The organism is Streptomyces sp. NBC_01788 (assembly GCF_035917575.1).
In the GTDB taxonomy this organism is placed as follows: domain Bacteria; phylum Actinomycetota; class Actinomycetes; order Streptomycetales; family Streptomycetaceae; genus Streptomyces.
Map to the genome: position 1 here is coordinate 5,996,477 of NZ_CP109090.1, position 26,461 is coordinate 6,022,937.

Sequence of the window (26,461 nt, forward strand, 5' to 3'; positions counted from 1 at the left end):
TGACGAAAAAAGGAGGCCGTGGAAACAGGTGCGCGGAGGGTGAAACCGGCCGCCGTTGGCCAGGATGGAGGCATGGGATTCCATGTCGACTCCGAGGCCGGGCGGCTGCGCCGGGTCATCCTTCACCGGCCCGATCTCGAGCTCAAGAGGCTCACCCCCAGCAACAAGGACGCTCTCCTCTTCGACGACGTCCTGTGGGTGCGCCGGGCGCGTGCCGAGCACGACGGGTTCGCCGACGTGCTGCGCGACCGAGGGGTCGCCGTGCACCTCTTCGGCGATCTGCTGACCGAGGCGATGGAGATCCCGTCGGCCCGCTCGCTCGTCCTGGACCGCGTCTTCGACGAGAAGGAGTACGGGCCGCTCGCCACCGATCACCTGCGGGCCGCCTTCGAGAGCCTGTCCGCCGCCGAACTGGTCGAGGCCCTCGTCGGCGGCATGACCAAGCGGGAGTTCCTGGACGCCCACGAGGAGCCGACGTCCGTGCGCTTCCACGCCATGGAACTGGACGACTTCCTGCTCCGCCCGCTGCCCAACCACCTCTTCACCCGCGACACCTCCGCCTGGATCTACGACGGCGTGTCCATCAACGCCATGCGCTGGCCCGCCCGGCAGCGCGAGACCGTCCACTTCGAGGCGATCTACCGCCACCACCCCCTCTTCCGGGACGAGTCGTTCCACCTGTGGTCCGAGGGGCAGGCCGACTACCCGTCCACCATCGAGGGCGGCGACGTGCTCGTGATCGGCAACGGCGCCGTGCTCATCGGCATGAGCGAGCGGACCACGCCCCAGGCCGTCGAGATGCTCGCGCACAAGCTGTTCGCCGCCGGCTCGGCCCGGACGATCGTCGCGCTCGACATGCCCAAGCGGCGGGCCGTGATGCACCTCGACACCGTGATGACCATGATCGACGGCGACACCTTCACGCAGTACGCCGGGCTCGGCATGCTCCGCTCGTACACCATCGAACCGGGCTCCGAGGACAAGGAGTTGAAGGTCACCGACCATCCGGCGGAGCACATGCACCGGGCGATCGCGGCCGCGCTGGGGCTCAGTGAGATCCGGGTCCTCACCGCCACCCAGGACGTGCACGCGGCCGAGCGCGAGCAGTGGGACGACGGCTGCAACGTCCTCGCCGTCGAACCCGGCGTCGTCGTCGCCTACGAGCGCAACGCCACCACCAACACCCACCTGCGCAAGCAGGGCATCGAGGTCATCGAGATCCCCGGCAGCGAACTGGGCCGGGGCAGGGGCGGCCCGCGCTGCATGAGCTGCCCGGTCGACCGGGAGGCGGTGTCGGGTTAGCCGTGTACCCGGGGGATCACGTTCCGGTGACGGCGGGAAGAGGGTCTTGTATCGCAGATCACGTCGGCGTACGGTCCGTATCACCCCGGCGAACAAAGTGTTCGCTCAAGAAGTATCAGGTGTTCGCTCATGACTGATCGTTCGTTGCCGGGACCCTCCGGTGGTGACACCGACAGTGCCGCCGACGCGGCGCTGGGGGGCCGCATCCGGGCGTACCGGATGATGCGGCGGATGTCGCTGCGGGCCCTGGGGGAGGCGGCGCAGGCCAGCCCCGGGTTCCTCAGTCAACTGGAACGCGGGCAGGTGAACTGCTCCATCGGCATGCTGCGGCGGATCGCCGACTCGCTCGGTCTGACCGTGGCCGACCTGTTCGACCAGGACGGCCGGCCCGGTCCGAGGGTGGTGCGCAGGGCCGACCGGCCGATGCTGCACACCGCTCCAGGAAGTCGCAAATTACTCATCTCGCAGCGCCCGCTCAGCCATCTGGAGGTCTACGCGGGCGAGTTCGACCCCGGGGCCTCCACCGGTGACGACGCCTACACCCATGGCGACTCCCAGGAGATCCTCCTGGTGATCAGCGGCGCCGTACGGGTCGAGCTCGACGGCCGGGCCCATGACCTGGAGGCCGGCGACAGCATCGAGTACCGCTCCTCGGTGCCGCACCGCGTGGTCAACCACCACGAAGACCCCGCGGAGATCCTCTGGATCATCAGCCCGCCGACCCCGGACTGACTCCCCCGCTCCCCTCTCCTTCCCGCACCGCACCCGACTCCCGAGCCCCGTACGCCGCACCCCTCCTCGCCGCGCCCTTCCCGCGCGGTGCCCCGCCGCGCCCCGCCGCCGTGCGCCCGCGCGCCGTGCCCTCTCGGTCCCCTTGCGTCTTCGCCGTCCTCCTTGGAGACAGTCATGCCCGGAATATCACGCAAAATCATGGGGTGTGCCGCTGCCGCCGGCGCCCTGCTGCTGACCATCACCGGCTGCGCCGGCACCGGCCCGGCCGCCGCTGACGTCGACCTCGGCCCAGGACCGGCCGTGGCCGGCCAGGTGAAGAAGGGCGCGCTCGACGGCGTCACCCTCACCTTCACCTCCTACGGCGGCATCTACCAGGACGGCCAGGAGGCCGCCGCTGTCAAGCCGTTCGCCTCCGAGTCGGGGGCGAAGGTCCTCTCCGACGGGCCCACCGACTACACCAAGGTCAAGGCCCAGGTCGACGCCAAGAACGTCACCTGGGACGTGGTGGACGCCGACACCCTCTGGGCCAAGCGCCAGTGCGGCAAGATGTTCATGCCGCTGGACAAGGACATCGTCGACACCTCCAAGCTGCCCAAGGGCACGGAGGACAAGTGCTCCGTGCCGGCCATGAGTTACGGCGTCGTCCTGATGTACGACAAGAAGAAGTTCGGCGACAACCCGCCGAAGGACTGGGCGGACTTCCTCGACACCAAGAAGTACCCCGGCAAGCGCGCGATCCCCGGCTTCGCGTCGGACGCGGCCCCGGGAGCGCTGGAGGCGGCGCTGATCTCCGACGGGGTCGCTCCCGACAAGCTGTACCCGCTGGACGTCGACCGGGCCCTGAAGAAGCTGACGAGCGTCCGCTCCTCGCTGGTCTTCTGGGACACCGGCGCCCGGTCCCAGCAACTGCTGGAGTCCGGTGAGGTCTCCATGGCGATGGTGTGGTCCGGCCGCGCCTACTCGGCGGTCAAGAACGGCGCCCACTTCGCCCCGCAGTGGAACCAGTTCCTGCCGGTCTCCGACTCCCTCGCCGTCCCCGTCGGTGCCAGGAACCCCAAGGCCGCCATGGCGCTGATCAACTACTACCTGGGCGCCGCCCAGCAGACCAAGCTCACCGAGCTGACCTCCTACTCGCCGATCAACACCGACGCCAAGCCCAAGCTCGACACGCTCGCCACGCAGTACCTGACCACCACCCCCGAGCGGCAGGCGCAGGCGCTCCAGGTCGACAACGACTGGTGGGCGAAGAACCAGGAGCAGGTCATCCAGAAGTGGTCCGACTGGCTGGCGCGGTAACCCATGACAGCCCTGATCGAGATCGCCTCCCCGGCCACCGGCGGCCGGCCCCGCAAGGGCGCCGGCGGCCGGTGGGGATGGCTGCTGCTCCCCTCGCTGGTCCTGCTGGCCGTGCTCTTCCTGGTGCCGCTCGGCCTCATGGTCTGGCGCAGCGTCAGCGAACCCACGCCCGGTGCGGCCAACTACTCCTGGTTCTTCACCAGCGACGTCGCCCTCGCCACACTGGTCCGCACCCTGACCGTCGGCGCCGTCGTCACCCTGGTGACCCTCGTGCTCTCCTACCCGTACGCCTACCTGATGACCGTCGTCGGCGCGCGGGCGCGGATCTGGCTCACGCTGCTGGTGCTGCTGCCGTTCTGGACCAGCCTGATGGTGCGCACCTTCGCCTGGGTGGTGCTGCTCCAGGACAGCGGCGTGGTCAACCAGATCCTCGGCACCGTGGGTCTCGGCCCGCTCCAGCTGATCCGCACCCCCACCGGCGTGGTGATCGGCATGTCGCAGGTTCTGATGCCGTTCATGGTGCTGCCGCTGTACGCCGTGATGAGCGGCATCGACCGCCGGCTCCTGGACGCCGCGCAGGGCATGGGCGCGCGCCCCGCGATCGCGTTCCTGCGGGTGTTCGTGCCGCTGTCGCTGCCCGGGGTGGGCGCCGGCGCGCTGACCGTGTTCATCACCTCGCTCGGCTTCTACGTCACCCCGGCGCTCCTCGGCTCGCCCGACCAGGCGCTGATCTCGCAGCAGATCTTCACCCAGGTCAACGGCCTGCTCGCCTGGGGCCGCGGCGGAGCGATGGGCGTGGTGCTGCTGGCGGTGACACTGGTCCTGCTGGGACTGGTCGGCGTCGTCCTGCGCCTCACCCGCGGCCGGGGAGGTGCCCGATGAGGACCGCACCCGCGCGGATCGCGCTGTGGGCGTTCAGCGTGCTGGTGGGCCTGTGGCTCATCGCGCCGACGCTCGTGGTGATCCCGCTGAGCTTCACCGACAAGGCGTCCCTGGTGTTCCCGCCGAGCGGCTGGTCCACCCACTGGTACACCAACTTCTTCACCGACCCCCGGTGGACCGAGGCGCTGTTCTCCTCGCTCCAGGTCGGCGCCCTGGTCGCGGTGGTGGCCACCGCCCTGGGCACCGCCGCCGCGATCGCGCTCACCCGGTCCGGCTCACGCTGGGTCAAGGCGTCGTACGGGCTGCTGCTGGCCCCCATGATCGTGCCGACCGTGGTCGTCGCCATCGGTGTGTACGCGCTCTTCCTCCAGTACAACCTGCTGGGCACCCTGCTCGGCTTCGTCACCGCCCACACCGTGCTGGCCCTGCCGTTCGTGATCATCCCGGTGACGGCGAGCCTGCGCGGCTTCGACCGGCGCCTGGAGGACGCCGCACTGATCTGCGGCGCCACCCGGTGGGGCGCCATCCGGCAGGTGACCCTGCCGCTGATCGCCCCGGGCGTCGTCTCCGGTGCCCTGTTCGCCTTCGTCACCAGCTTCGACGAGGTCGTGGTCTCGCTGTTCATCCAGAGCCCCTACCTGCAGACCCTGCCGGTCAGGATGTTCGCCAGCGTGACCCGGGACACCGACCCCACCATCGCCGCGGCCGCCACCCTGATCATCGTCTTCACCACGGTGCTCGTACTGGCCGCCACCTTCGCCACCGCCAGGAGGAACCGTGTCCGCTGAGACCAGCCTCATCAAGGCGCGCGGAGCCCGTATCGAACTGGCGCAGGTGCGCAAGGAGTACGCGGACTCCGTCGCCGTCGACGACGTCTCCCTGGTGATCGAACCGGGCGAGTTCATGACCCTGCTGGGCCCCAGCGGCTCCGGCAAGACCACCACCCTCAACATCATCGCCGGGTTCACCGCCGCCACCTCCGGCACGCTGACCATCGGCGGCAAGCAGATGCAGGACCTGCCGCCGCACCGGCGCGACATCGGCATGGTCTTCCAGCACTACGCGCTCTTCCCGCACATGACCGTCGCGGAGAACGTCGCCTTCCCGCTCAAGCAGCGCAAGGTGCCGAAGGCCCGCCGCGCCGCGATGGTCGAGGCGGCCCTGGAGACCGTACGGCTCGGCGGCTACGGCCACCGCAGGCCGCGCGAACTGTCCGGCGGGCAGCAGCAGCGCGTCGCCCTGGCCCGCGCCGTGGTGTACGAGCCGAGCGTGCTGCTGATGGACGAGCCGCTCGGCGCGCTCGACAAGAAGCTGCGCGAATCCCTCCAGCTGGAGATCAAGCGGGTGCACCAGGAGGTCGGCTCCACCTTCGTCTTCGTCACCCACGACCAGGAGGAGGCACTCGTCCTGTCGGACCGCATCGCCGTCTTCGACGACGGGGGCATCCAGCAGGTCGGCACCGCGAGCGAACTCTACGAACGGCCCCGCAGCCTCTTCGTGGCCGAGTTCCTCGGCGAGTCCTCCACCGTCCGGGGACGCGTCGAGGCGGACGGCGACGACTCCCGCGTGCGGGTCGGCGACCGCACCGTACGCGTCGCCGGCCGGCTGCCCGGCGGCGGCGCGGCCGCCGTCGTGGTCCGGCCCGAGCACCTGCGGGTGCAGCCCGCCGCCGAGCCCGTCGCCCCCGGCGTCAACGCGCTGCCTGCCCGAGTCACCCAGGAGATATACCTGGGCTCCGGCCGCAAGCTCGAACTCGCCCTGCCCGACGGCACCGTGCTGCTCGCCCGCGAGCAGGCCGACCGGCTCTCCGGCGTCCGCCACGGCGACGAGGTCACCGTGGTCTGGGACGTCGAACGAGGCGTCCTGCTCGACGACCCCTCCGGCACCACCCACCCATCCACTTCGGGCGACCGGATCCCGGTCGCCGCCGCGGAAGAGAGCGGACGATGAGCACCACTCCCGCCACCAGCCCCACCTTCGTCAACGGCGACGTCTCCTTCTGGTTCCGGGAGAGTGGCCTCCCCGCCCGCCGTCCCGCCCTGCCGGGCGACCTGGACGTCGACGTCGCACTCGTCGGCGGCGGCTACACCTCCCTGTGGACCGCCTACTACCTCAAGAAGGCCCAGCCCGACCTCAGGATCGCCGTCCTGGAGAAGGAGTTCGCCGGCTTCGGCGCCTCCGGCCGCAACGGCGGCTGGCTCAGCGCCGAACCGCCCGGCCAGATGCGCCGCTACGCCAAGTCCCACGGGCGCGAGCCGGCCGTCGCCCTGCAGCGGGAGATGTTCTCCTCCGTCGACGAGGTCGTCCGGGTCGCCGCCGAGGAGGGCATCGACGCCGACATCCAGAAGGACGGCCTGCTGCACGTCGCCACCAACGCCGCCCAGGAGCGGCGGCTGCGCGAAGGGCTGCCCACGCTCCGCGCCGAGGGCTGGGGCGAGGACGACCTGGTCGAACTCGACGCGGAGCAGCTCGCCCGGCGGGTCCGCGTGGCCGGCGCCCGCTACGCCCAGTGGAGCCCGCACTGCGCCCGCATCCAGCCCGCCAAGCTGGTCCGGGGCCTGGCCGACGTGGTGGAGCGGATGGGCGTCGCCATCTACGAGGGCACCGAGGTCACCGAGATCCGCCCGCGCGAGGCGGTCACCACCCACGGCACCGTCCGGGCGTCGCACGTCATCCGGGCGCTGGAGGGGTTCACCGCCGAGCTGCGCGGCCACCGCCGCGTCTGGCTGCCGATGAACAGCAGCATGATCGTCACCGAGCCGCTGCCCGCCTCCGTGTGGGAGGAGATCGGCTGGCGTGGCGCCGAACTGATCGGGGACGAGGCCAACTCGTACTGCTACATCCAGCGCACCACCGACGGCCGCATCGCCATCGGCGGGCGAGGCATCCCGTACAAGTTCGGCTCCCACGTCGACCAGCGCGGCGAGACCCGCGACGCCACCCAGACGCAGCTGCTGGCCATCCTCCGGCAGCACTTCCCGGCCACCGAGGGCGTCGCGATCGACCACACCTGGTCCGGAGTGCTGGGCGTGCCGCGCGACTGGTGCGCCACCGTCCACCTGGACCGGGAGACCGGCATCGGCTGGGCCGGCGGCTACGTCGGGCACGGCGTGACCACCACCAACCTCGCCGGACGCACCCTGCGCGACCTGATCCTCGGCCGGCAGACCGACCTCACCCGGCTGCCGTGGGTGGGCCGCAAGGTGCGCGGCTGGGAGCCGGAGCCGCTGCGCTGGCTCGGCGTGCGCAGCCTCTACGTCGCCTACCGCGCCGCCGACCGGCACGAGAACTCCGGTCTTGAGCGCACCTCCGTCATCGCACGCGTCGCCAACGTCATCAGCGGACGCTGAAAGGAGCGGTAAGCCCATGGACACCGACACCACCGCACTCGCCCCCGTCGTCGCCTTCCTCGCCGACCCGGCCAGCGCCGACCTGCCCCCCATGGCGCCCAAGCCCACCAGCACCACCGGCCAGCGGGAGACCACGCTCACCCTGTGGCAGTCGCCCGACGGGGTGGCCGAGGTCGGGGTCTGGGAGTGCGACCCCGGCCACTTCACCGCCACCCGCGAGGGCTACGACGAGGTCTGCCAGGTGCTGACCGGATCCGCCACCGTCCGCACCGAGGGCGGTGAGGACGTCGAGCTGCGTCCCGGCGCCACCCTCGCGATGCCGGCCGGCTGGCGCGGCACCTGGCAGGTCCACGAGACCCTGCGCAAGGTGTACGTGCTGCGCACCCACGGGGCCGGCGCATGACCCTCGTCCTGCACGGCGGCCGGGTGTGGACCGGCGACCCGCGGCGCCCGAACGCCACGTCCGTCGCCGTGTCCGGCGGCCGGATCACGGCCGTCGGCACCGACGCCGAGGTGCGCCGGGCCGCCGGCCGCCCGGCCGAGACGTTCGACCTGGCCGGCCGGACCGTGGTGCCCGGCCTCCAGGACGCGCACATCCACCCGGTCTGGGGCGCCCTCGAGGCGCTGCGCTGCGACCTCACCCGGGCCACCGACGCCGAGGGCTGCCTCACGGCCGTCCGGGAGTACGCGGCCGCCCACCCCGGCCGGCCGTGGATCCTCGGCGGCGGCTGGGGCATGGACTGCTTCCCCGGCGGCTGGCCCACCCGCGAGCCCCTGGACGCCGTCGTACCGGACCGGCCGGTGTTCCTGCCCAACGCCGACCACCACTCCGCGTGGGTCAACTCGGCGGCACTGGCGCGCGCCGGGATCGACGCGGCCACCCCGGACCCGCCGGCCGGGCGGATCGAGCGCGACGCGGCCGGCCGGCCCACCGGAGTGCTGCACGAGAGCGCCATGGACCTGGTGGCCCGGCTGCTCCCGCCGGACACCGCCGAGGACCAGCTTGCCGCGCTGAGCCACGCGCAGACCCATCTCTTCCGGTACGGCATCACCGGCTGGCAGGACGCCATCGTCGGCGCCTACGGCGGGGCCGGCGACACGCTCGCCGCCTACCGGCGGGCCGACGAGGAGGGGCTGCTGAAGGCCCGTGTCACCGGCGCCCTGTGGTGGGACCGCGACCGCGGCCTGGAGCAGCTCGACGACCTGGTGGCGCGGCGCGGGGAGCCCGGCCGCCGCTTCCGGGCCGGCGCCGTGAAGGTGATGCAGGACGGCGTGCTGGAGAACGGCACCGGCGCCCTGCTGGAGCCGTACCTGGACTCCTGCGGGTGCGCCACCGGCAACGCCGGCCACTCCAACGTGCCCGCCGCGCTGCTCGCCGACGCGGTGACCCTCCTGGACGCCGCCGGATTCCAGGTGCACTTCCACGCGATCGGCGACCGGGCGGTGCGCGAGTGCCTGGACGCGGTCGAGGCCGCGGCCGCTGCCAACGGGGCCCGCGAGCGGCGCCACCACATCGCCCATGTGCAGCTGGTCGACGACGTGGACATCGCCCGCTTCGCCGCGCTCGGGGTGACGGCCAACGTCCAGTCGCTGTGGGCGACCCACCACCAGCAGACCGACGAGCTGACCAACCCGCTGCTGGGCGAGGCGCGGGCCGGCCGGCAGTACCCCTTCCGCCGGCTGCTGGACAGCGGCGCCCGGCTCGCCGGAGGGAGCGACTGGCCGGTCACCACGGCCGACCCGTGGCAGGCCATGCACGTCGCCGTGCACCGCACCGAACCGCCCGGTTCGGCGCACACCGGATGGCCGGGCGCCGACCGCCCGTTCGTGCCGCACGAACGGCTGGAGCTGACCGACATCCTGCGCGCGTACACGGCCGGTTCGGCCTGGGTGAACGGCAACGACGACGAAGTCGGCCTGCTGCGCGAGGGCATGGCGGCCGACCTCGCCGTGCTCGACCGGGATCTCTTCGCCCCGGACACCGGCGTGGCCGGCACCCGGGCTGTGCTCACCCTGGTCGCGGGGGAGGCGGTCCACACCGCGTGAGCGGCCGGCTCACCAGTTGACGGGGAGGGTGAGCGGCGACTTGCTCGGCGACTCGTCCTCCCAGATGGGGCGGTGGCCCTCGGCCAGGCGCAGGTCCGGGAGCCGGTCGAACAGCGCCTCCAGGCACACGGTCATCTGCGCCCGGGCCAGATGGGAGCCGATGCAGTTGTGCGCCCCGCGGCCGAAGGTGAGATGGGGGTTGTCCGCGCGGCACAGGTCGAGCCCGTCGGGGTCGGTGAACACGCTCTCGTCGCGGTTGGCCGCCGCGAGCACGGGCAGCACGGCGTCGCCCGCGCGGATCGTCCGGCCGTGCAACTCGATGTCCTCGACGGTCTGGAGGACGACGACGCCGTTCATCACCGGCACATAGCGCAGGAGTTCCTCCACCGCGTCCGGCAGCAGGGCGCGGTGGTCGCGCAGACGCGCGTACGCGCCGGGCACGCTCAGCAGGGTCAGCACCGCGTCGGCCAGGAACATGGTGCTCGTGCGGTAGCCGGCGACCAGCATGGACAGCCCGAAGTTCACCGCGCTCTCGTGGTCCAGAGCGCCGCGATCGCACTCCCCGACCAGCCGGGTGAGCATGTCGTCGCCGGGCTCGCGCCGCTTCCGGTCGAGCAACGAGGTGATGTACTTGCGCAGTTGCGAGGTGGCCTCCCGGCCCTCCTCCAGGGTGAGGATGGCGCCGAGCGCCGCGTCCGCCCTGGGCAGGAAGTAGTCGCTGTCCTCGTAGGGGATGCCGACGAGATCGCACATCACCATGACGGGGAAGGGCTCGATGAACCGGACGACCAGGTCGCCGGGCTGGTCGCCGGCGACGAACGGGTCGAGCAGCCGGTCGGCCGACCGCCGGATGCGCGGCGTCCCGCTCCGCACGGACCGGACGCTGAACGGCTCGCTCAGGGCGCGGCGCAGCGCGGCGTGCCGGGGGCCCTCCAGCTCCATCATCGTGACCAGGCCCGGCTCGTCCCCGGGGGCATGGCCGGGGCGGGGCGGCCAGTCGGTGATGCTCGGCCTGATCAGCCGGGCGTCGGCGACGAGTTCCTTGACGTCGTCGTAGCGGGTGGCGTACCAGGCGGTGGCGCCGATCGGCAGCCTGACCCTGGCCAGCGGGCACTCCTGGCGCAGCCGTTGGTACTCCTCGGGCGGGCCCATGGTGCCCGGCGGCGGCAGGGGCAGCTCGATGACGGGCACGACGGGCACGTCGACGGCGGGTTCCGGCGTGGTGTTCACGGGTGGACCTCCCCTGGTGCCTGCGGATGGGGCTCACCAGCCGACCGGGAGGGTCAGCGGTGACTTGGTGACGGACTGGTCGTCCCAGAAGGGCTGTTGACCCCGGGCCGGACGCAGACCCGGGAAGCGGTCGAGCAACGCCTCGATTCCCACCGTCAGTTCGGCGCGCGCCAGGTGCGCGCCCACGCAGTTGTGGGTTCCCCGGCCGAAGGCGAGGTGGGGATTGTCCGCGCGGCACAGGTCGAGCCGGCCGGCGTCGGCGAACGCGCTCTCGTCGCGGTTGGCGGAGGCCAGCACGGGGATGACTGCGTCGCCCGCGCGGACGGTCTGCCCGCCCACCTCGACGTCCTCGGTGGCGAGCAGCAGCACGGTGCCGTTCATCACCGGCATGTACCGCAGGAGTTCCTCCACCGCGCCGGGCATGAGGTCGCGGTGGTCGCGCAGGCGGGCCCACTGGTCCGGCCGGCGCAGCAGGGTGTGCACCGAGCCGGCCAGGAAGAAGCCGCTGATGCCGAAGCCGACGGTGAGCATGGACAGCCCGAACGCCGTGACCTCGTCGTCGGTCAGCGTCCCGTCCTCGGTCTCGCGGACCAGCAGGGTCAGGACGTCGTCGCCGGGCCGGCTCCGCTTCCGCGCGATCAGCTCGGCCACGTACGCGTGCAGCAGGTCGGTGACCCTGCGTCCCTCCTCGGCGGTCACCATGCCGCCGAGGGCGGCGTCCAGGACCGGCAGGAACCAGTCCCGGTCCTGCCAGGGGATGCCCACCAGGTCGCACAGCACGAGCAGCGGGAACGGCTCGGTGAAAGCGGCCACCAGGTCGCCGGGAGGGCCGCCCGCCGCGAACTCTTCCAGCAGCCGGTCGGCGAGCGCGCGGATGCGGGGCAGCCGGTCCCGGACGGCCCCCGCGCTGAACGCCGGGGCCACGGACCTGCGCAGGGCCAGGTGCCGGGGGCCGTCCAGCTCCGCCATGGTGACCAGGCCCGGCCCGTCGTCGGCGGCCGGTCCGGGACGCGGCGGCCAGTCGTTGATGGTCGGCCTGATCAGCCGGGGGTCGGCGAGCAGCGCCCGGACGTCCTCGTACCGGGTGACGTACCAGGCGGTCGCGTCCATCAGCAGCCCGACCCGGGTCACGGGACGGCTCTCGCGCAGCCGCGCGCACGTCTCGGGCGGCCCCATGGTGCCGGGCGGCGGCAGCGGGAAGTCCAGGACGTCCGCCTCTGGGCCCGGCGCCGGCGCGCCGGGTGAGTGTGGGGTCATGCTGGCTCCTTCGGCGTGGGCTGAGGGAGTCCGGCCACCGGCGCCGGCTACGGGCGCTCGATGTAGCCGGTGGCGTAGAAGTACTCCAGGTAGCGGTCCAGCAGATCCGCGTCGACGGGCGGGCAGCTCAGGCCCGTACCGGCCAGGCCGCGTTCGACGTTGTCCCGCCCCACGGACGGGAAGGTGCCCTCGAAGTACATCTCCTTGACGGACATGTCCGCCTGCTTGCAGCGGTCCACGCACAGGGAGACGAACGGGGCGGTGGGACTCGTGGGGTGCCGCGCGACATGGCGGACGAGGTCGTCCACCCACTCCTCGTAGGGAAGCCGCCGGATCCGGTGGCCGCTCGCGTCCATCCGGTCCAGCATGTCGCGCAGGCTCGCCGGGCGGGGGTTGGTCATGTGGTAGGTCCGGTGGGTGGTGCGGTGCCCGGTGGCGATGTGCACCACCGCCTCGGTGAGGAAGTCCACCGGGACGAAGTCCAGCGGTAGCGGGATGTCGGGGGCAAGCCCGGTCTCGGTGATCGTCTTGAACAGCGAGCAGATCGCGGTGTCGGTGTTGCACGCGCCGGTGCGCCGGTCGCCGGTGATCTCGTACGGCCGGTGGACCGCCACCGGCAGGCCTTGGCCGGCGGCGTCCCGCAGCACCTCCTCGGCCACCCACTTGCTCTCGGCGTAGCCCATGGTGAGCCGGTCGGCGTGGTCGAGCGGCAGGTCCTCGTCCACGTGCCGCACGCCCGCGGTGCCGAAGCCGGCGAGCACCGCGATGGTGGAGAAGAAGTGCACGGGCACGGCCCGTTCGGCCGCCAGTCGTACGAGCTGCCGGGTGCCCTCCACGTTGGCGCGGCGCAACGCCTCGTACGGGTAGAGGAAGTTGACCTGTGCGGCGGCGTGCAGCATCAGGTCGAGGGTGCCGGCCAGCTCCTCGGCGCGGCCCGGTTCCATACCGAGGCCGGGCTCGGCGAGGTCGGCGGGGAAGCACACGACGCGGTCGGCCGCCTCCGCGCCGGCGAGGCCGAAGCGGGCCAGGTTCCGCATCACCTTCTGCCGCGCGTGCGCGGCGTCGCGGGCGCGCACCGGGCAGTGCACCCGGGCGCCGGTGCGTCGCAGCAGCCGGTCAAGCAGGAAGGCGCCGACGAAACCGGAGGCCCCGGTCAGCAGTACCTCCCCGGGGTGCCGCCAGTCCGGTTCGGGACCGCGCGGCGACGGCAGGGCGAAGCCGAGCCGCGACTCGGCGCGGAAGTCCACGGCGTGGGCCTCGGGGGCCGCCCGGGCCCGCCGGCCCTCGACGGAGGTGAGGGTGGCGACGGCGGCGGTGAAGTCCTCCAGGGTGGGGGAGCGCAGCAGGCTGTGGACCAGGGTGCGGCCGTACCGGGCGTCGAGGCCGAAGGCCGCCAGGGTGCGGGTGACGACCTCGGCCGCCAGCAGGGAGTCGCCGCCGATGTCGAAGAAGCCGTCCCCGGGCGCCGGGCGCACGCCCAGCACCACCTGCCACACCCGCGCCGCCGACTCCTGCGGGCCCGGAACCGGACCCGGGCGCTGCCCGTTCGCCGGGGCGGCGGGCCTGCCCGGCGCCGCGTTCGGGGCCGTGTCCGCGGCCGCCAGCAGGCGCAGCCGGCGCCGGTCCACCTTGCCGCCCGCGGTCACCGGGAACCGCCCCACCTCCACCAGCCGCGCGGGCACCGCCGCCGCGGGCAGCCAGGCCGTGAGGCCGCCGCGGATGCGGTCCAGCGGCAGCGCCATGCCGGGCCGGGCCGGTGTCACGTACCCGATCAGGCTGTCGCCCTCCAGTTCCACGACGGCCTCGCCCACCGTGTCGTCCGCGCGCAGCCGCGCCTCTATCTCGTCCGGCTCGATGCGGTGCCCGCGCAGTTTGATCTGCCGGTCGACCCGCGCCCGGTACTCCAGTACGCCGTCCGCGCGCCGCACCACCCGGTCGCCGGTGCGGTAGAGCCGCGTACCGGGCTCGAAGCGGTTGTCGACGAAGCGCTCGGCGGTCAGCTCGGGGTCGCCGAGGTATCCCAGCGCGAGCCCGTCCCCGCCGACGAGGAGTTCGCCCTCCTCACCGGCGTCCGCGAGCGTGCCGTCCGCCCGCACCACGTAGCAGGTGGAGTTCTCCAGCGGCCGCCCGATCGGCACCGCCGTCGCCTCGGGCGGCAGGTCGTCCACCAGGTGCGCGGTGGAGACCACGCTGTTCTCGGTCGGACCGTAGAAGTTGACCACGGTGGTGTCGGGGCAGGCCGCCAGGATCGCGCGGGCCAGCTCCGGGTCCATCGCCTCGCCGCCGGCCGAGGCGAACCGCAGCGACCGCAGCGCCGACGGCCTGGTGCGCCCGATGTGGTGGAACACCCCGGTGGTCAGGTAGGCGACGCTGACCCGCTCGGACAGCAGCCGGGACTCCAGGGCGGCCGGGGACAGCAGCTCCTCCTGGTCGGCGATCACCACGCAGGCCCCGGCGAGCAGCGGGGACCAGATCTCGATCGTGGAGGCGTCCGAGGAGAGGCCGTAGGCGTGCAGCACCCGCTCACCGGGCCGCGGCCGCTGCCACACCAGATCGGAGGCGGCCAGCCGGACCACGCCGCAGTGCGGGACCGCCACGGGTTTGGGACGGCCGGTCGAGCCGGAGGTGAACATCACATAGGCGCAGTCCCCGGAACGTGCCCCGGTCCGGGGGAGCGCGACCGGGGCGCTCGGCGTCGACCCGTTCAGCGCGATGCGGGTACGCACCCGCCGGATCCGGCAGACACTGCCGGGCAGCGTCACCACGGTGTGTATGCCAGCGTCCTCCGCCATCGCCTGGAGCCGTCCGGGCGGGGAGGCGTCGTCGAGCGGGACGTAGGCCGCACCGGCCTTGAGGATGCCGAGAAAGGCGACCAGCGCCTCCAGGGACCGGCCCCCGCACACGCCGACCCCGTCGCCGCGCCGCACCCCGGAGCCGAGCAGCCGGGCGGCCAGCGCGTCGGAGCGGTCCTTCAGCTCGCCGTAGCTCATACTGCGGCCGTGCTGGACGGAGGCGGTCGCCCGTGGGCGCAGCGCGGCCCGGGCGTCGAACAGCTCATGCAGACAGCGATCGCGCGGGTACCACGCCGTTCCCGCGTTCCACGCCGGTGCCACCGGAAGCGTCCTGCTGTCAGTGACCATCGGGATGTCCCGTCTGTGCTGCACGTGAACCGCCCGCCGCACGGAGAACTACGACTCGAACTCCGTGGCGAAGGCGGAGAAGTCGGCCGTTCTCCATCTCTCGGGCCGCATGCGGATGAGGATGTCGTCGACCAGCTGCTCCTGGTTGGCCGCCAGGTAGGCCGCCGCCGTCTCCGCGTCCAGGTACCGGTGGGCCAGCGCCTCCTGCTCGGCCGCGGGCAGCGGATCCTCGACGCCCACGACCGGCCCCTCCACGCTCACATACCGATACGGGGCCGACTCGTCCTGCGCGCAGAGGCTGAACCTCCCGGCGTCACGGATGAGGCGGGCCTTCAGCGACTGCCGCCCGGTCGCGATCGTCACCGGACCGCCGGGACGGTAGGAGTACCAGAGCGGGACCAGCAGCGGGCCGGCGCCGTCACGAGGATCGTCGACCCCCAGGATTCCCACGTGGAGGCCGGCGAGGAACTCTTCCCGGTCTTCGACCGACATCCTGAGATCCATGACTCCCAGAGTTCAACAGACCCGGGCGCTTCGCATCCCGGACCCCGGCACTCTGTATAGAAATGTGGAACATCGTATAGACTTCCACAGTCCGCACTCCGCCCGCCGTCCCCAGGAGACTCCCCGATGGTGCACGTCCCGACCGGTCTCACCGGCCGCCACTTCCTCAAGGAGCTGGACTTCACCGAGGAGGAGTTCCGCGGCCTGGTCGGACTGGCCGCCGAGCTGAAGGCCGCCAAGCGGGCCGGGACCGAGACGCCGTACCTGCGGGGCCGCAACATCGCGCTGATCTTCGAGAAGACCTCGACGCGCACCCGCTGCGCCTTCGAGGTCGCCGCCGCCGACCAGGGCGCCTCGACGACGTATCTCGACCCGTCCGGATCCCAGATGGGGCACAAGGAGTCCGTCAGGGACACCGCCCGTGTCCTCGGCCGGATGTTCGACGCGATCGAGTACCGGGGCGACAGCCAGGACACCGTCGAGGAACTCGCCGCACACGCCGGCGTCCCCGTCTACAACGGGCTCACCGACGACTGGCACCCCACCCAGATGCTCGCCGACGTGCTCACCATGACCGAGCACTGCGCCAAGCCGCCGCGCGAGACCGTCTTCGCCTACCTCGGCGACGCCCGCTTCAACATGGGCAACTCCTACCTGGTCACCGGCGCCCTGCTCGGCATGGACGTACGGCTCGTCGCCCCCAAGAGCTACTGGCCCGCCCAGACGGTCGTCGACCGCGCCCGCGAACTGGCCGCCTCCAGCGGCGCGCGCATCACCCTCACCGAGTCACTGGAGGAGGGCGTGCGCGGCGCCGACTTCGTCGCCACCGACGTCTGGGTCTCCATGGGGGAGCCCAAGGAGGCCTGGGACGAGCGGATCGAGGCCCTGGCCCCGTACGCCGTGACGATGGACGTGCTGCGCGCCACCGGTAACCCGGACGTGCGGTTCCTGCACTGCCTGCCCGCCTTCCACGACCTCGGCACCGAGGTCGGCCGCGAGATTTACGAGCGGCACGGCCGCACCTCGCTGGAGGTCACCGACGAGGTCTTCGAGTCGGCCCACTCGGTCGTCTTCGACGAGGCGGAGAACCGGCTGCACACCATCAAGGCGATCATGGTCGCCACCCTGGCCTGACCGGCCGTCCGTCAGACCCGCGGCCCGGAGCCACCCCTTCCGCCGCCGCCACGCGACCTCCCCCCGCATAAACGGGGGACACCCCGAGGCCGCCCCGCACCATCAGAAACGAGCACCACCCCCGCATGTCCGCTCCCCGCATCAAGTCCCCGGCCCTCCTCGTCGCCGAGTCAGGCGCCGACAGCGCGGGCCACGGCCTCAAGCGCACGATGGGCCTGTTCCAGCTCGTCTGCTTCGGCATCGGCGCGGTCGTCGGCACCGGCATCTTCGTCGGCCTGTCCGACTCGGTCGCCCAGGCCGGCCCCGCCGTCGTCGTCTCCTTCGTCCTGGCGGCGATCACCTGCGTGTTCACCGCCTTCTCCTTCGCCGAGCTCGGCGGCGCGATCCCCGTCTCCGGATCCTCGTACTCCTTCGCCTACGCGGGCCTCGGCGAGACCACCGCCTTCCTGGTCGGCTGGTGCCTGCTGCTCGAGTACGGCATCTCCATCTCCGCGGTCGCCGTCGGCTGGAGCCAGTACGTCAACGAGCTGCTGCACAGCCTCACCGGATGGCAGCTGCCGGCCGCCCTCTCCGCCGGACCCGGCGACGGCGGGGCCGTCAACCTTCCGGCCGTCCTCGTCATCGCCATGGCCTGCCTGCTGCTGGTGCGCGGAGTGCGCGAGAGCGCCCGGGCGACCGCCGCGATGGCCGTGCTCAAGATCGTCATCCTGGTCGCCTTCTGCGCCATCGGGTTCTCCGCCTTCAAGCACGGCAACCTCACCCCGTTCTCGCCGGCCGGACTCGGCGGCATCGGCGCGGGCACCACGGCCGCGTTCTTCTCCTACATCGGCTTCGACGCGATCACCACCGCGGGCGAGGAGGCCAGGAACCCGCGCCGGGACATCCCGGTCGCCATCCTCGTCTGTATCGGCCTGGTCACCCTGCTGTACTGCGCGGTCGCGCTCGCCGCGATCGGCGCCATCGGCGGCGACCAGGTCGGCGGCCGGCCCGCGGCACTGTCGTACGTCGTCAACACGGTCACCGGCTCCACGGTCGGCGGCGCCGTGATCGCCTTCGGCGCGGTCGTCGCCATCGCCTCCGTGGTGCTGACCGTGACGTACGCCCAGTCCCGCATCCTGATGTCGATGTCGCGTGACGGGCTCGTGCCGCCCGTCCTGCAGAAGGTCTCGCCGCGCACCTCGGTGCCCGTCGCCGGCACCCTGATCGTCGGCGTGGTCTTCGCGATCCCCGCGGCGTTCGCCTCGCTGGACGTCGTGGTCAACCTCTGCACCATTGGCACGCTCGCCATCATGGGCGTCGTCAACATCGCCGTGATCACGCTGCGCCGCCGCGAGCCGGGGCTCGCCCGCACCTTCCGGGTGCCGCTGTACCCCGTGCTGCCGGTGCTCGGCGTCGGCTGCTCCCTGTACCTGATGTACGAGACCGGCTGGACCACCTGGCTCCAGTTCGCCGGCTTCCTCGTGGCCGGGCTGCTGGTGTACGCCGTCTACGGCCGCCGGCACTCCCGGCTGGCGGCGCGGGCCGGGGCCGCGGAGGTCACGCCGGGTGCAGCCGGGGCGGACCCGCGGACAACCTGAACCACACCGCCTTGCCCGAGGCGGTCACGCGGTGCCCGCAGGCGGAGCTGAGGGCGCGGATCAGCAGCAGGCCGCGCCCGTGCTCCTGCCAGGGGTCCGGGGCGGCGAGGCCCGGCCGGGTCAGGCCGCCGGGCGGGTCCGGGTCCGGGTCGTGCACCTCGACATGGCAGCCGGTCGGCAGCAGCTCCACCACCAGCTCTATCGGGCCCCGGCCCACGGCGTGCTCCACGGCGTTCGCGACCAGCTCCGCGGTCAGCAGCTCCGCGGTGTCGCAGTCGGCCGTGTGCTCCAGCTCCGTCAGCGCCGTCCGCACCAGGGCGCGCGCCACCGGCACGGCGGCCGCCGAGTGCGGCAGCGCGACGCGCCAGGACGGAGAGGACGGCACGAAGTGCCTCCGCGAGGGACGGTCGTCGGGTGACGGGTGGGCCGGGGCTGAAGGGTGCTCGGGCAAGGTGGGTCCGTTCGGGGCGGGGGGCGTCCCGGCGGCGGCCACCAGGTTGTCCCGCTTTCAACGAGGGGAATGGTACGGGGGCCGTCCAGGCGATCTTGTGGCGGCCTCGGCTCCGGAGCCGGCGGCGCCCCGCACGCGTATCTATCGCGCACTCGTGACGACAGTCAGGAACGAGTGATAACTTCGTGGGGAGAGTCCGGCGCGGCAGAGGCCCGGCGCTTCATCGGCGCAGCGCGGCCCCGGCGCAGCGCGGCAGAGGTTTCGTGGCAGTCCCCCGAGGAGGCCCCACGTCATGAGTCCCTTCACCGGCTCCACCGACCGCACCCCCCACTGGCGCCATCTGCGCGTCGAGCGCGCCGACGGCGTCGCCACGGTCACCCTCGCCCGCCCCGACAAGCTCAACGCGCTCACCTTCGGCGCCTACGCCGACCTGCGCGACCTGCTCGCCGAACTGTCCCGCGAACGTGCCGTGCGCGCCCTGGTGCTGGCCGGCGAGGGCCGCGGCTTCTGCTCCGGCGGCGACGTGGACGAGATCATCGGTGCCACCCTGAGCATGAACACGTCCGAGCTGCTCGACTTCAACCGGATGACCGGACAGGTCGTGCGCGCCGTACGGGAGTGCCCGTTCCCGGTGATCGCCGCCGTGCACGGGGTGGCGGCCGGGGCCGGAGCGGTCCTCGCCCTGGCGGCGGACTTCCGGGTCGCGGACCCCACCGCACGGTTCGCCTTCCTCTTCACCCGCGTCGGCCTCTCCGGCGGCGACATGGGCGCCGCCTACCTGCTGCCCCGGGTGGTCGGGCTCGGCCACGCCACCCGGCTGCTGATGCTCGGCGAGCCGGTGCGGGCGGCCGAGGCCGAGCGGATCGGCCTGATCAGCCACCTCACCGACGAGGGCAGCGCCGACGAGGCCGCGCGGTCCCTGGCCCGCCGGCTGGCCGACGGACCCGCCCTCGCCCACGCCCAGACCAAGGCCCTGCTCACCGCCGAACTCGACATGCCCCTGTCCGCCGCGGTCGAACTGGACGCCTCCACCCAGGCCCTGCTGATGAACGGCGAGGACTACGCCGAGTTCCACGCGGCCTTCACCGAGAAGCGCCCGCCGAAGTGGCGGGGGAGGTGACCGGGGTGACCGGTGCCATGAGGGTGGCGGTCATCGGCGGCGGACCCGGCGGCCTGTACGCGGCGGCCCTGCTGAAACGGCTAGACCCGGCCCGTGAGATCACCGTCTGGGAGCGCAACGCGCCCGACGACACCTTCGGGTTCGGCGTCGTGCTCTCCGACGAGACACTCGGCGGCATCGAACACGCCGACCCGGTGGTGTACGAGGCACTGCGCCGGGAGTTCGTGCGCTGGGACGACATCGACATCGTCCACCGGGGCACCCGGCACACCTCCGGCGGCCACGGCTTCGCCGCGCTCGGCAGACGGCGCCTGCTGCGGATCCTGCACGAACGCTGCCGCGCGCTCGGCGTCGACCTGCGCTTTCGCACCGAGGCACCGGACCCCGCGCGGCTGACACGGACGTACGACCTGGTCGTCGCCGCCGACGGCGTGCACAGCGCCACCCGCGAGGCCTACGCCCACGTCTTCCGGCCCCGGGTGACCGGCCACCGCTGCCGCTACATCTGGCTGGCCGCCGACTTCGCCCTCGACGCCTTCCGCTTCGAGATCGCCGAGACCGAGCACGGCGTGGCACAACTGCACGGCTACCCGTATTCCCGCCCGTCGCCCGACCACCACCCCTCGACGAGGCCCTCCGGGCCGCAGGACAATGGCGCCTCGACGGTCATCGTCGAGATGCGCGAGGAGGTGTGGCGCGCGGCCGGCTTCGACACCATGGACGAGCAGGAGTCCGTCGAGCGCTGCGCCAAGATCTTCGCGGACGCCCTCGGCGGGCGGCCGCTGCGCTCCAACAAGTCCACGTGGACCACCTTCCGCACGGTCGTCACCGAACGCTGGTCGCACGGCAACCTCGTACTGCTCGGCGACGCCGCCCACACCGCCCACTTCTCCATCGGCTCCGGCACCAAGCTCGCCGTCGAGGACGCCCTCGCCCTCGCCGCCTGCCTGGACGAACAGCCGTCCCTGCCCGAGGCGCTCACCGCCTACGAGGAGGAGCGCAGGCCGGTCGTCACCTCCACTCAGCGCGCGGCCCGGGCCAGCCTGGAGTGGTTCGAGAACCTGGACCGCCACCTCGGCATGCCGCCCCGCCAGTTCGCCTTCAACCTGCTCACCCGCAGCCGCCGCGTCACCCACGGCAACCTCCGCCTGCGCGACCCCCGCTTCACCGACGCCGTGGAGCGCGAGTTCGGCTGCCCGCCCGGGACGCCGCCCATGTTCACCCCGTTCCGGCTGCGCGGACTGACCCTGCGCAACCGGGTCGTCGTCTCGCCCATGGACATGTACTCGGCCACCGACGGCGTCCCCGGCGACTTCCACCTCGTCCACCTGGGCGCCCGGGCGCTCGGCGGCGCCGGACTGGTGATGACCGAGATGGTCTGCGTCAGCCCCGAGGGCCGGATCACCCCGGGCTGCGCCGGCCTGTGGACCGGACGGCAGGCCGAGGCCTGGCGGCGGATCACCGGCTTCGTGCGCCGGCAGGCCCCGGACACCGCGATCGGCGTGCAGCTCGGCCACAGCGGACGCAAGGGGTCGACCCGGCTCATGTGGGCGGGCATGGACGAGCCGCTGCCGCAGGGCAACTGGCCGCTGGTGGCCGCCTCCCCGCTCCCGTACCGGCCGGACAGCCAGGTCCCGCGCCAGGCCACCCGGGCCCAGCTCACCGACATCCGCGAGCAGTTCACCGCCGCCGCCCGGCGAGCCGCCGGGGCCGGCTTCGACCTGCTCGAACTGCACTGCGCCCACGGCTATCTGCTCTCCGGCTTCCTCTCCCCGCTGACCAACCGGCGCACCGACGCCTACGGCGGCTCACTGGACAGGCGGCTGCGCTTCCCGCTGGAGGTCTTCGACGCCGTACGCGGAGTGTGGCCCGAGGAACGGCCGATGACCGTACGGATCTCCGCCACCGACTGGGCCGAGGGCGGTACGACCGCCGCCGAGGCCGTGGAGATCGCCCGCGCCTTCGCCGCGCACGGCGCCGACGCGATCGACGTGTCGACCGGGCAGGTGGTCTCGGACGAGCGCCCCGAGTTCGGGCGCTCGTACCAGACGCCGTTCGCCGGCCGCATCCGCCAGGAGGCGGGCGTCCCGGTGATCTCGGTCGGCGCGATCTCCTCCTGGGACGACGTCAACTCCCTGATCCTGGCCGGTCGTACGGACCTGTGCGCGCTGGCCCGCCCACATCTGTACGACCCGCACTGGACCCTGCACGCGGCCGCCGAACAGGACTACACGGGCCCGGCCGCGCCCTGGCCGGCGCCCTACCGGGCGGGCAGCCGCCGCCCGCCGACGGGGCGTACGGACGCGCCCAAGCCGCGGCTGGGGCTAAGGGGTTGAGCGGGGGCAGGGGCTCGGACCCCCGGTCGTGCGGAGGTCAACGCTCGGAAGGTGACCGGCGTCAGAGACCGGCGAACTCGGCGCCCGTGTCCCGCAGCCGCTCGTGCAGCCCCTGGAAGACGGCGGCCGAGCGGGCACCGGGCCAGTCGGCGGGCAGCAGCCGCGCGGGCAGGCCCGGGTCGGCGTACGGCAGATGGCGCCAGGAGTCCAGGGCGAGGAGGTAGTCGCGGTAGGCCTCCTCGGGCGGGGTGTCCGCACGCTCCTCCCAGGAGCGCAGCACGCGCGCGTGCCGGTCGAGGAACGCCTCGTGCTGCTCGGCGATAGCCGCCAGGTCCCACCACCGTGCGACCGCCTGAGCGGTCGGGGTGAACCCCAGGTGCTCACCGCGGAAGAAGTCCACGTACGGGTCAAGGTCCAGGCGCCGCAGGGTGTGCCGGGTCTCCTCGTACAGACGGGCCGGAGCGATCCACACACCGGGCGCCGCCGTGCCGAAGCCGAGCCCGGCCAGCCGGGAGCGCAGCACGTGCCGCTTGTTGCGCTCCGACTCCGGCACGGAGAACACGGCCAGCACCCAGTCCTCGTCCCCGGACTGCGCCGTGGCATAGATGCGGCGGTCGCCGTCGTCGAGCAACTGCCGTGCTTCGTCCGACAGTTCGTACCCGGCCGCGCCCTGCGCCGTACGGGCGGGCAGCAGCAGCCCGCGCCGCTTGAGCCGCGACACCGAGGAGCGCACGGACGGCGCGTCCACCCCGACGGCGGCCAGCAGCCGGATCAGCTCGGCGACGGGCACGGGGCCCGGCGCGAAGCGGCCGTAGGCGCCGTAGAGCGTGACGATGAGGGACCTCGGGGCGTGTAGCGCCTGCTGCTCGGACACGTTGATCATTTTAGGTCTTCGGCATCACTGCTGGTCACCGTCACGACTGGTCACCCGGGCCGCTGCGGGCCGTCACCGCCGGGCGGCGCCACGTGCGCGCTGTCACCGCCGGGTGGTGTCATGTCTGCGCTGTCACCGCTGGGCGGTGTCACCGGCGGCCGCCGTCGGCGCGCAGCCGGAACCGCTGGAGCTTCCCGGTGGCCGTGCGCGGCAGCGCGTCCAGGAAGACGATCTCGCGCGGGCACTTGTACGGAGCCAGCTCCGACTTGAGGTACGCGCGCAGCGCCTCCGCGTCCCGCCGAGCGCCCTGCCGCAGGACGGCGTAGGCGACCACGACCTGCCCGCGGTCCTCGTCCGGCCGCCCGACGACCGCCGTCTCCACCACGTCCGGGTGGCGCAGCAGCGCGTCCTCGACCTCCGGACCGGCGATGTTGTACCCGGCCGAGATGATCATGTCGTCGGCGCGGGCGACGTAGCGGAAGTAGCCGTCGGGCTCGCGGACGTAGGTGTCGCCGGTGACGTTCCAGCCGTCCCGCACGTACACGCGCTGCCGGGGATCGGCGAGGTAGCGGCAGCCGACCGGACCCTGGACGGCGAGCAGCCCCGGGACCCCGTCCGGCACAGGCTCACCGTGCGCGTCCTGCACGCGCGCGTGCCACCCCGGTACGGGAAACCCGGTCGTGCCGGGCCGGATGTCCTCGTCCGCCGCCGAGATGAAGATGTGCAGCAGCTCGGTGGCGCCGATGCCGTTGACGATGCGCACTCCGGTCCGCTCGTGCCAGGCGTGCCAGGTGGCCGCGGGCAGGTTCTCCCCGGCGGACACGCAGCGCCGCAGCGAGGAGACGTCGTACGCGCCGAGTTCGTCGAGCATCGCGCGGTAGGCGGTGGGGGCGGTGAACAGCACGGACACCCGGTGCTCGGCGATCGCGGGCAACAGCTGCCGCGGGTGGGCCTGTTCGAGCAGGAGCGCACAGGCGCCGGCCCGCATCGGGAAGACCACGAGCCCGCCGAGCCCGAAGGTGAAACCGAGCGGGGGACTGCCCGCGAACACGTCGTCCGCGCGCGGTCCGAGCACATGGCGGGAGAAGGTGTCCGCGACGGCCAGCACGTCCCGGTGGAAGTGCACGCAGCCCTTGGGCCGCCCGGTGGTGCCCGAGGTGAACGCGATGAGCGCGACGTCGTCGGCGGCGGTGTCCACGGCCGGGTACGGCGTGCCGGGCACCGCACGGCGCAGCAGGTCGTCGGGGCCTTCGCCGCCGTAGGTCGTGACGACGAGACCCGGTATCCCCGCCTTGGCCAGGTCGTCCACGGCCCGGATGTCGCACAGCGCGTGCCGGACCCGGGCGATCTCGCAGATCGTGCTCAGCTCGTGCGGGCGCTGCTGGGCCAGCACGGTGACGGCGACCGCGCCCGCCTTGAGCACGGCCAGCCAGCAGGCCGCCAGCCAGGGGGTGGTGGGGCCGCGCAGCAGCACCCGGTTGCCGGGGACCACACCGAGGTCGCCGGTCAGCACGTGCGCGATGCGGTCGACGCGGGCGCGCAGGTCGCCGTAGGTCCACGTCTCCCCGGCGGCGGTACGGAACACCGGGCGCCCGGCGTCGGTGCGGTCCAGCAGCTCGGCGGCGCAGTTGAGCCGGTCCGGGTAGCGCAGCTCCGGGAGGTCGAAGCGGAGTTCGGGCCACTGGTCCGGGGGCGGCAGGTGGTCGCGCGCGAAGGTGTCCACGTGCGCGGAGGCCGTCGGCCGCGCGGTGCCGCCCCTGCCGGAGTCCACGGTGTCCATGGCGGTTCGCCCCCTTGTCGTGGTGGGCACGCACAAGGAGCGTATCGTGTTGGTGACGACAGTCAACGGTACGCGATACGGTGGACCGTGCCTCGGGTGGTCGGGGCGGTGCAGGGTTGGCGGCTGGCCTTTGGTTGTTGACCGTTGACCGTTGACCGTTGGCTGGCGGCTGGCGGCTGGCGGCTGGCGGCTGGCGGCCGGCGGATCGGCCGGTCGGGAGGTCGGGAGGTCGGGAGGCAGGGAGGACGGCGAATGCCCGCATTCTCACTCGAACCGGAACAGGCTGCCTGGTGCGCCGAGTTGCGCACCCTGGCGGCTGAACGGCTGCGCCCGCTCGCCGAGAAGGGCGAGCCGGGCCACGTCAACCGCGCGCTCCTCGCCGAACTGGGCCGACTCGGCCTGCTGGAGCGCCTGTTCACCTCCGGCGCCCTCGATCTGTGCCTGATGCGCGAGTCCCTGGCCCACGCCTGCACCGAGGCCGAGACCGCCCTCGCCCTCCAAGGCCTCGGCGCCCACCCCGTCCATGCCCACGGCACCCACGCACAGCGCGCCCACTGGCTGCCGAGGGCGACGGACGGCAGCGCGGTCGCCGCCTTCGCCCTGAGCGAGCCGGGCGCGGGCTCGGACGCGGCGGCACTGGCGCTGGCGGCCCGTCCGGACGGCCCCGCCCGCTGGCGGCTCACCGGCGAGAAGTGCTGGATCTCCAACGCCCCCGAGGCCGACTTCTACACCGTCTTCGCCCGTACGACACCGGACGCGGGCTCCCGCGGCGTGACCGCGTTCCTGGTGCCCGCCGACCGCCCCGGCCTCACCGGCACCGCGCTGGAGATGCTGTCGCCGCACCCCATCGGCGCGCTCCACTTCGACGGCGTTCCCGTCACGTCCGAGGACGTGATCGGCGAGAGGGACCGCGGCTTCCGGGTGGCCATGGGCACGCTCAACCTGTTCCGCCCCAGCGTCGGCGCCTTCGCCGTGGGCATGGCTCAGGCGGCGCTGGACGCCACCCTCGTCCACACCGCCCGCCGGGACGCCTTCGGCGGCAAGCTGAGGGACCTCCAGACGGTCGCCCACCAGGTCGCCGAGATGGCCCTGCGCACGGAGGCGGCCCGCCTGATGGTGTACGCGGCGGCGACGGCGTACGACGAGGGCGCCCCCGGCGTCCCCGGCCGCGCCGCCATGGCGAAGCTCCTCGCCACCGAGACCGCGCAGCACGTCGTCGACACCGCCGTCCAACTCCACGGCGCCCGCGCCCTGCACCGCGGCCACCTGCTGGAACACCTCTACAGGGAGGTGCGCGCCCCCCGGGTGTACGAGGGGGCGAGCGAGGTACAGCGGGGAATCATCGCGAAGGAGCTGTACGCGGGGCTGGATGAGCGCGGGGAGGGCCGGTGACCGACTTTTGTGACTGTCGAGCCGCGTACGACCCGGGAGGTCATGTGACCGCCGAGCC

At 72.8% G+C, this 26,461-nt stretch carries 21 protein-coding genes; 14 read left to right on the forward strand and 7 right to left on the reverse strand.

The features are described from left to right. The first annotated feature begins 72 nt into the window (after positions 1–72). The 9 genes from OIE49_RS27135 (at position 73) to OIE49_RS27175 (ending at position 9,608) form a co-directional block, all read left to right on the forward strand. On the forward strand, positions 73–1,302 hold the full coding sequence (locus OIE49_RS27135; RefSeq protein WP_326804532.1) for an arginine deiminase: 1,230 nt from the start codon (positions 73–75) through the stop codon (positions 1,300–1,302). Between the two features lie 129 nt (positions 1,303–1,431). Further along, positions 1,432–2,034: a helix-turn-helix domain-containing protein gene (locus tag OIE49_RS27140; protein ID WP_326804533.1), complete on the forward strand. Its 603-nt coding sequence runs from the start codon at positions 1,432–1,434 to the stop codon at positions 2,032–2,034. A 198-nt stretch (positions 2,035–2,232) separates the two neighbouring features. Next, the gene (locus OIE49_RS27145) at positions 2,233–3,330 is read left to right on the forward strand and encodes an ABC transporter substrate-binding protein (RefSeq protein WP_326804534.1); all 1,098 of its coding nucleotides are present in this window, start codon (positions 2,233–2,235) and stop codon (positions 3,328–3,330) included. Positions 3,331–3,333: 3 nt separating this feature from the next. After that, entirely contained in the window at positions 3,334–4,212 is an 879-nt protein-coding gene (locus OIE49_RS27150; RefSeq protein ID WP_326804535.1) for an ABC transporter permease, read from the forward strand. Further along, positions 4,209–5,000 carry an ABC transporter permease gene (locus tag OIE49_RS27155; protein WP_326804536.1) on the forward strand — a complete coding sequence of 264 codons (792 nt, stop codon included), beginning with the start codon at positions 4,209–4,211 and terminating at the stop codon, positions 4,998–5,000. Before OIE49_RS27150 ends, OIE49_RS27155 begins: the two co-directional genes overlap by 4 nt. Continuing rightward, positions 4,990–6,162 (forward strand): ABC transporter ATP-binding protein, encoded by a 1,173-nt coding sequence (locus OIE49_RS27160; protein ID WP_100570597.1) that lies wholly within the window; start codon positions 4,990–4,992, stop codon positions 6,160–6,162. Before OIE49_RS27155 ends, OIE49_RS27160 begins: the two co-directional genes overlap by 11 nt. Continuing rightward, positions 6,159–7,562: an NAD(P)/FAD-dependent oxidoreductase gene (locus OIE49_RS27165; RefSeq protein ID WP_326804537.1), complete on the forward strand. Its 1,404-nt coding sequence runs from the start codon at positions 6,159–6,161 to the stop codon at positions 7,560–7,562. Before OIE49_RS27160 ends, OIE49_RS27165 begins: the two co-directional genes overlap by 4 nt. 16 nt (positions 7,563–7,578) lie before the next feature. Beyond that, positions 7,579–7,965, forward strand: coding sequence for a cupin domain-containing protein (locus tag OIE49_RS27170; protein WP_326804538.1), 387 nt, complete (start codon positions 7,579–7,581; stop codon positions 7,963–7,965). Beyond that, positions 7,962–9,608 carry an amidohydrolase gene (locus tag OIE49_RS27175; RefSeq protein WP_326804539.1) on the forward strand — a complete coding sequence of 549 codons (1,647 nt, stop codon included), beginning with the start codon at positions 7,962–7,964 and terminating at the stop codon, positions 9,606–9,608. The genes OIE49_RS27170 and OIE49_RS27175 overlap by 4 nt, the downstream gene beginning before the upstream one ends. Positions 9,609–9,617: 9 nt before the next feature. Here the strand turns inward: OIE49_RS27175 and OIE49_RS27180 are convergent, their stop codons facing one another. The 4 genes from OIE49_RS27180 to OIE49_RS27195 are packed head-to-tail and all read right to left on the reverse strand — an operon-like array spanning position 9,618 to position 15,727. Next, a complete protein-coding gene (locus OIE49_RS27180) occupies positions 9,618–10,838 on the reverse strand; it encodes a cytochrome P450 (RefSeq protein ID WP_326804540.1) in 1,221 nt (406 codons plus the stop codon). Between the two features lie 33 nt (positions 10,839–10,871). Beyond that, positions 10,872–12,095: a cytochrome P450 gene (locus OIE49_RS27185; protein WP_326804541.1), complete on the reverse strand. Its 1,224-nt coding sequence runs from the start codon at positions 12,093–12,095 to the stop codon at positions 10,872–10,874. 47 nt (positions 12,096–12,142) lie between these two features. Continuing rightward, on the reverse strand, positions 12,143–15,235 hold the full coding sequence (locus OIE49_RS27190; protein ID WP_326804542.1) for an amino acid adenylation domain-containing protein: 3,093 nt from the start codon (positions 15,233–15,235) through the stop codon (positions 12,143–12,145). Positions 15,236–15,283: 48 nt separating this feature from the next. Beyond that, on the reverse strand, positions 15,284–15,727 hold the full coding sequence (locus OIE49_RS27195; protein WP_326804543.1) for a pyridoxamine 5'-phosphate oxidase family protein: 444 nt from the start codon (positions 15,725–15,727) through the stop codon (positions 15,284–15,286). Positions 15,728–15,865: 138 nt separating this feature from the next. Here OIE49_RS27195 and argF point away from each other — a divergent pair, with 138 nt between their 5' ends. Next, positions 15,866–16,873 (forward strand): ornithine carbamoyltransferase, encoded by a 1,008-nt coding sequence (gene argF / locus OIE49_RS27200; protein ID WP_326804544.1) that lies wholly within the window; start codon positions 15,866–15,868, stop codon positions 16,871–16,873. Between the two features lie 125 nt (positions 16,874–16,998). Further along, positions 16,999–18,450 (forward strand): amino acid permease, encoded by a 1,452-nt coding sequence (locus OIE49_RS27205; protein WP_326804545.1) that lies wholly within the window; start codon positions 16,999–17,001, stop codon positions 18,448–18,450. Here the strand turns inward: OIE49_RS27205 and OIE49_RS27210 are convergent. Beyond that, positions 18,410–18,901 carry an ATP-binding protein gene (locus OIE49_RS27210; RefSeq protein ID WP_401739826.1) on the reverse strand — a complete coding sequence of 164 codons (492 nt, stop codon included), beginning with the start codon at positions 18,899–18,901 and terminating at the stop codon, positions 18,410–18,412. The genes OIE49_RS27205 and OIE49_RS27210 overlap by 41 nt on opposite strands. Before the next feature lie 292 nt (positions 18,902–19,193). Here OIE49_RS27210 and OIE49_RS27215 point away from each other — a divergent pair, with 292 nt between their 5' ends. Both OIE49_RS27215 and OIE49_RS27220 read left to right on the forward strand, forming a co-directional pair. Then, a complete protein-coding gene (locus tag OIE49_RS27215; protein WP_326804547.1) occupies positions 19,194–20,021 on the forward strand; it encodes an enoyl-CoA hydratase family protein in 828 nt (275 codons plus the stop codon). Between the two features lie 17 nt (positions 20,022–20,038). Beyond that, positions 20,039–22,357 carry a bifunctional salicylyl-CoA 5-hydroxylase/oxidoreductase gene (locus tag OIE49_RS27220; RefSeq protein ID WP_326806341.1) on the forward strand — a complete coding sequence of 773 codons (2,319 nt, stop codon included), beginning with the start codon at positions 20,039–20,041 and terminating at the stop codon, positions 22,355–22,357. Between the two features lie 61 nt (positions 22,358–22,418). Here the strand turns inward: OIE49_RS27220 and OIE49_RS27225 are convergent, their stop codons facing one another. Both OIE49_RS27225 and OIE49_RS27230 read right to left on the reverse strand, forming a co-directional pair. After that, on the reverse strand, positions 22,419–23,240 hold the full coding sequence (locus tag OIE49_RS27225; protein WP_326804548.1) for a PaaX family transcriptional regulator: 822 nt from the start codon (positions 23,238–23,240) through the stop codon (positions 22,419–22,421). Between the two features lie 139 nt (positions 23,241–23,379). Then, positions 23,380–25,011, reverse strand: coding sequence for an AMP-binding protein (locus OIE49_RS27230; RefSeq protein WP_326804549.1), 1,632 nt, complete (start codon positions 25,009–25,011; stop codon positions 23,380–23,382). 252 nt (positions 25,012–25,263) lie between these two features. On the opposite strand from OIE49_RS27230, the gene OIE49_RS27235 reads away from it, so the two are divergent. Further along, the gene (locus tag OIE49_RS27235; protein WP_326804550.1) at positions 25,264–26,403 is read left to right on the forward strand and encodes an acyl-CoA dehydrogenase family protein; all 1,140 of its coding nucleotides are present in this window, start codon (positions 25,264–25,266) and stop codon (positions 26,401–26,403) included. Positions 26,404–26,461 lie beyond the last annotated feature (58 nt).

What these genes read in the sequence shown, in the direction of transcription:
- OIE49_RS27185 (WP_326804541.1), bottom strand. Translation starts at nt 12,095, where the DNA reads ATGACCCCACACTCACCCGGCGCGCCGGCGCCGGGCCCAGAGGCGGAC.
- OIE49_RS27205 (WP_326804545.1), top strand. Translation starts at nt 16,999, where the DNA reads ATGTCCGCTCCCCGCATCAAGTCCCCGGCCCTCCTCGTCGCCGAGTCA.
- OIE49_RS27155 (WP_326804536.1), top strand. Translation starts at nt 4,209, where the DNA reads ATGAGGACCGCACCCGCGCGGATCGCGCTGTGGGCGTTCAGCGTGCTG.
- OIE49_RS27235 (WP_326804550.1), top strand. Translation starts at nt 25,264, where the DNA reads ATGCCCGCATTCTCACTCGAACCGGAACAGGCTGCCTGGTGCGCCGAG.
- OIE49_RS27230 (WP_326804549.1), bottom strand. Translation starts at nt 25,011, where the DNA reads ATGGACACCGTGGACTCCGGCAGGGGCGGCACCGCGCGGCCGACGGCC.
- OIE49_RS27145 (WP_326804534.1), top strand. Translation starts at nt 2,233, where the DNA reads ATGGGGTGTGCCGCTGCCGCCGGCGCCCTGCTGCTGACCATCACCGGC.
- OIE49_RS27135 (WP_326804532.1), top strand. Translation starts at nt 73, where the DNA reads ATGGGATTCCATGTCGACTCCGAGGCCGGGCGGCTGCGCCGGGTCATC.
- OIE49_RS27220 (WP_326806341.1), top strand. Translation starts at nt 20,039, where the DNA reads ATGAGGGTGGCGGTCATCGGCGGCGGACCCGGCGGCCTGTACGCGGCG.
- OIE49_RS27175 (WP_326804539.1), top strand. Translation starts at nt 7,962, where the DNA reads ATGACCCTCGTCCTGCACGGCGGCCGGGTGTGGACCGGCGACCCGCGG.
- OIE49_RS27195 (WP_326804543.1), bottom strand. Translation starts at nt 15,727, where the DNA reads ATGTCGGTCGAAGACCGGGAAGAGTTCCTCGCCGGCCTCCACGTGGGA.
- OIE49_RS27215 (WP_326804547.1), top strand. Translation starts at nt 19,194, where the DNA reads ATGAGTCCCTTCACCGGCTCCACCGACCGCACCCCCCACTGGCGCCAT.
- OIE49_RS27170 (WP_326804538.1), top strand. Translation starts at nt 7,579, where the DNA reads ATGGACACCGACACCACCGCACTCGCCCCCGTCGTCGCCTTCCTCGCC.
- OIE49_RS27190 (WP_326804542.1), bottom strand. Translation starts at nt 15,235, where the DNA reads ATGGTCACTGACAGCAGGACGCTTCCGGTGGCACCGGCGTGGAACGCG.
- OIE49_RS27225 (WP_326804548.1), bottom strand. Translation starts at nt 23,240, where the DNA reads ATGATCAACGTGTCCGAGCAGCAGGCGCTACACGCCCCGAGGTCCCTC.
- argF (WP_326804544.1), top strand. Translation starts at nt 15,866, where the DNA reads ATGGTGCACGTCCCGACCGGTCTCACCGGCCGCCACTTCCTCAAGGAG.
- OIE49_RS27140 (WP_326804533.1), top strand. Translation starts at nt 1,432, where the DNA reads ATGACTGATCGTTCGTTGCCGGGACCCTCCGGTGGTGACACCGACAGT.
- OIE49_RS27165 (WP_326804537.1), top strand. Translation starts at nt 6,159, where the DNA reads ATGAGCACCACTCCCGCCACCAGCCCCACCTTCGTCAACGGCGACGTC.
- OIE49_RS27150 (WP_326804535.1), top strand. Translation starts at nt 3,334, where the DNA reads ATGACAGCCCTGATCGAGATCGCCTCCCCGGCCACCGGCGGCCGGCCC.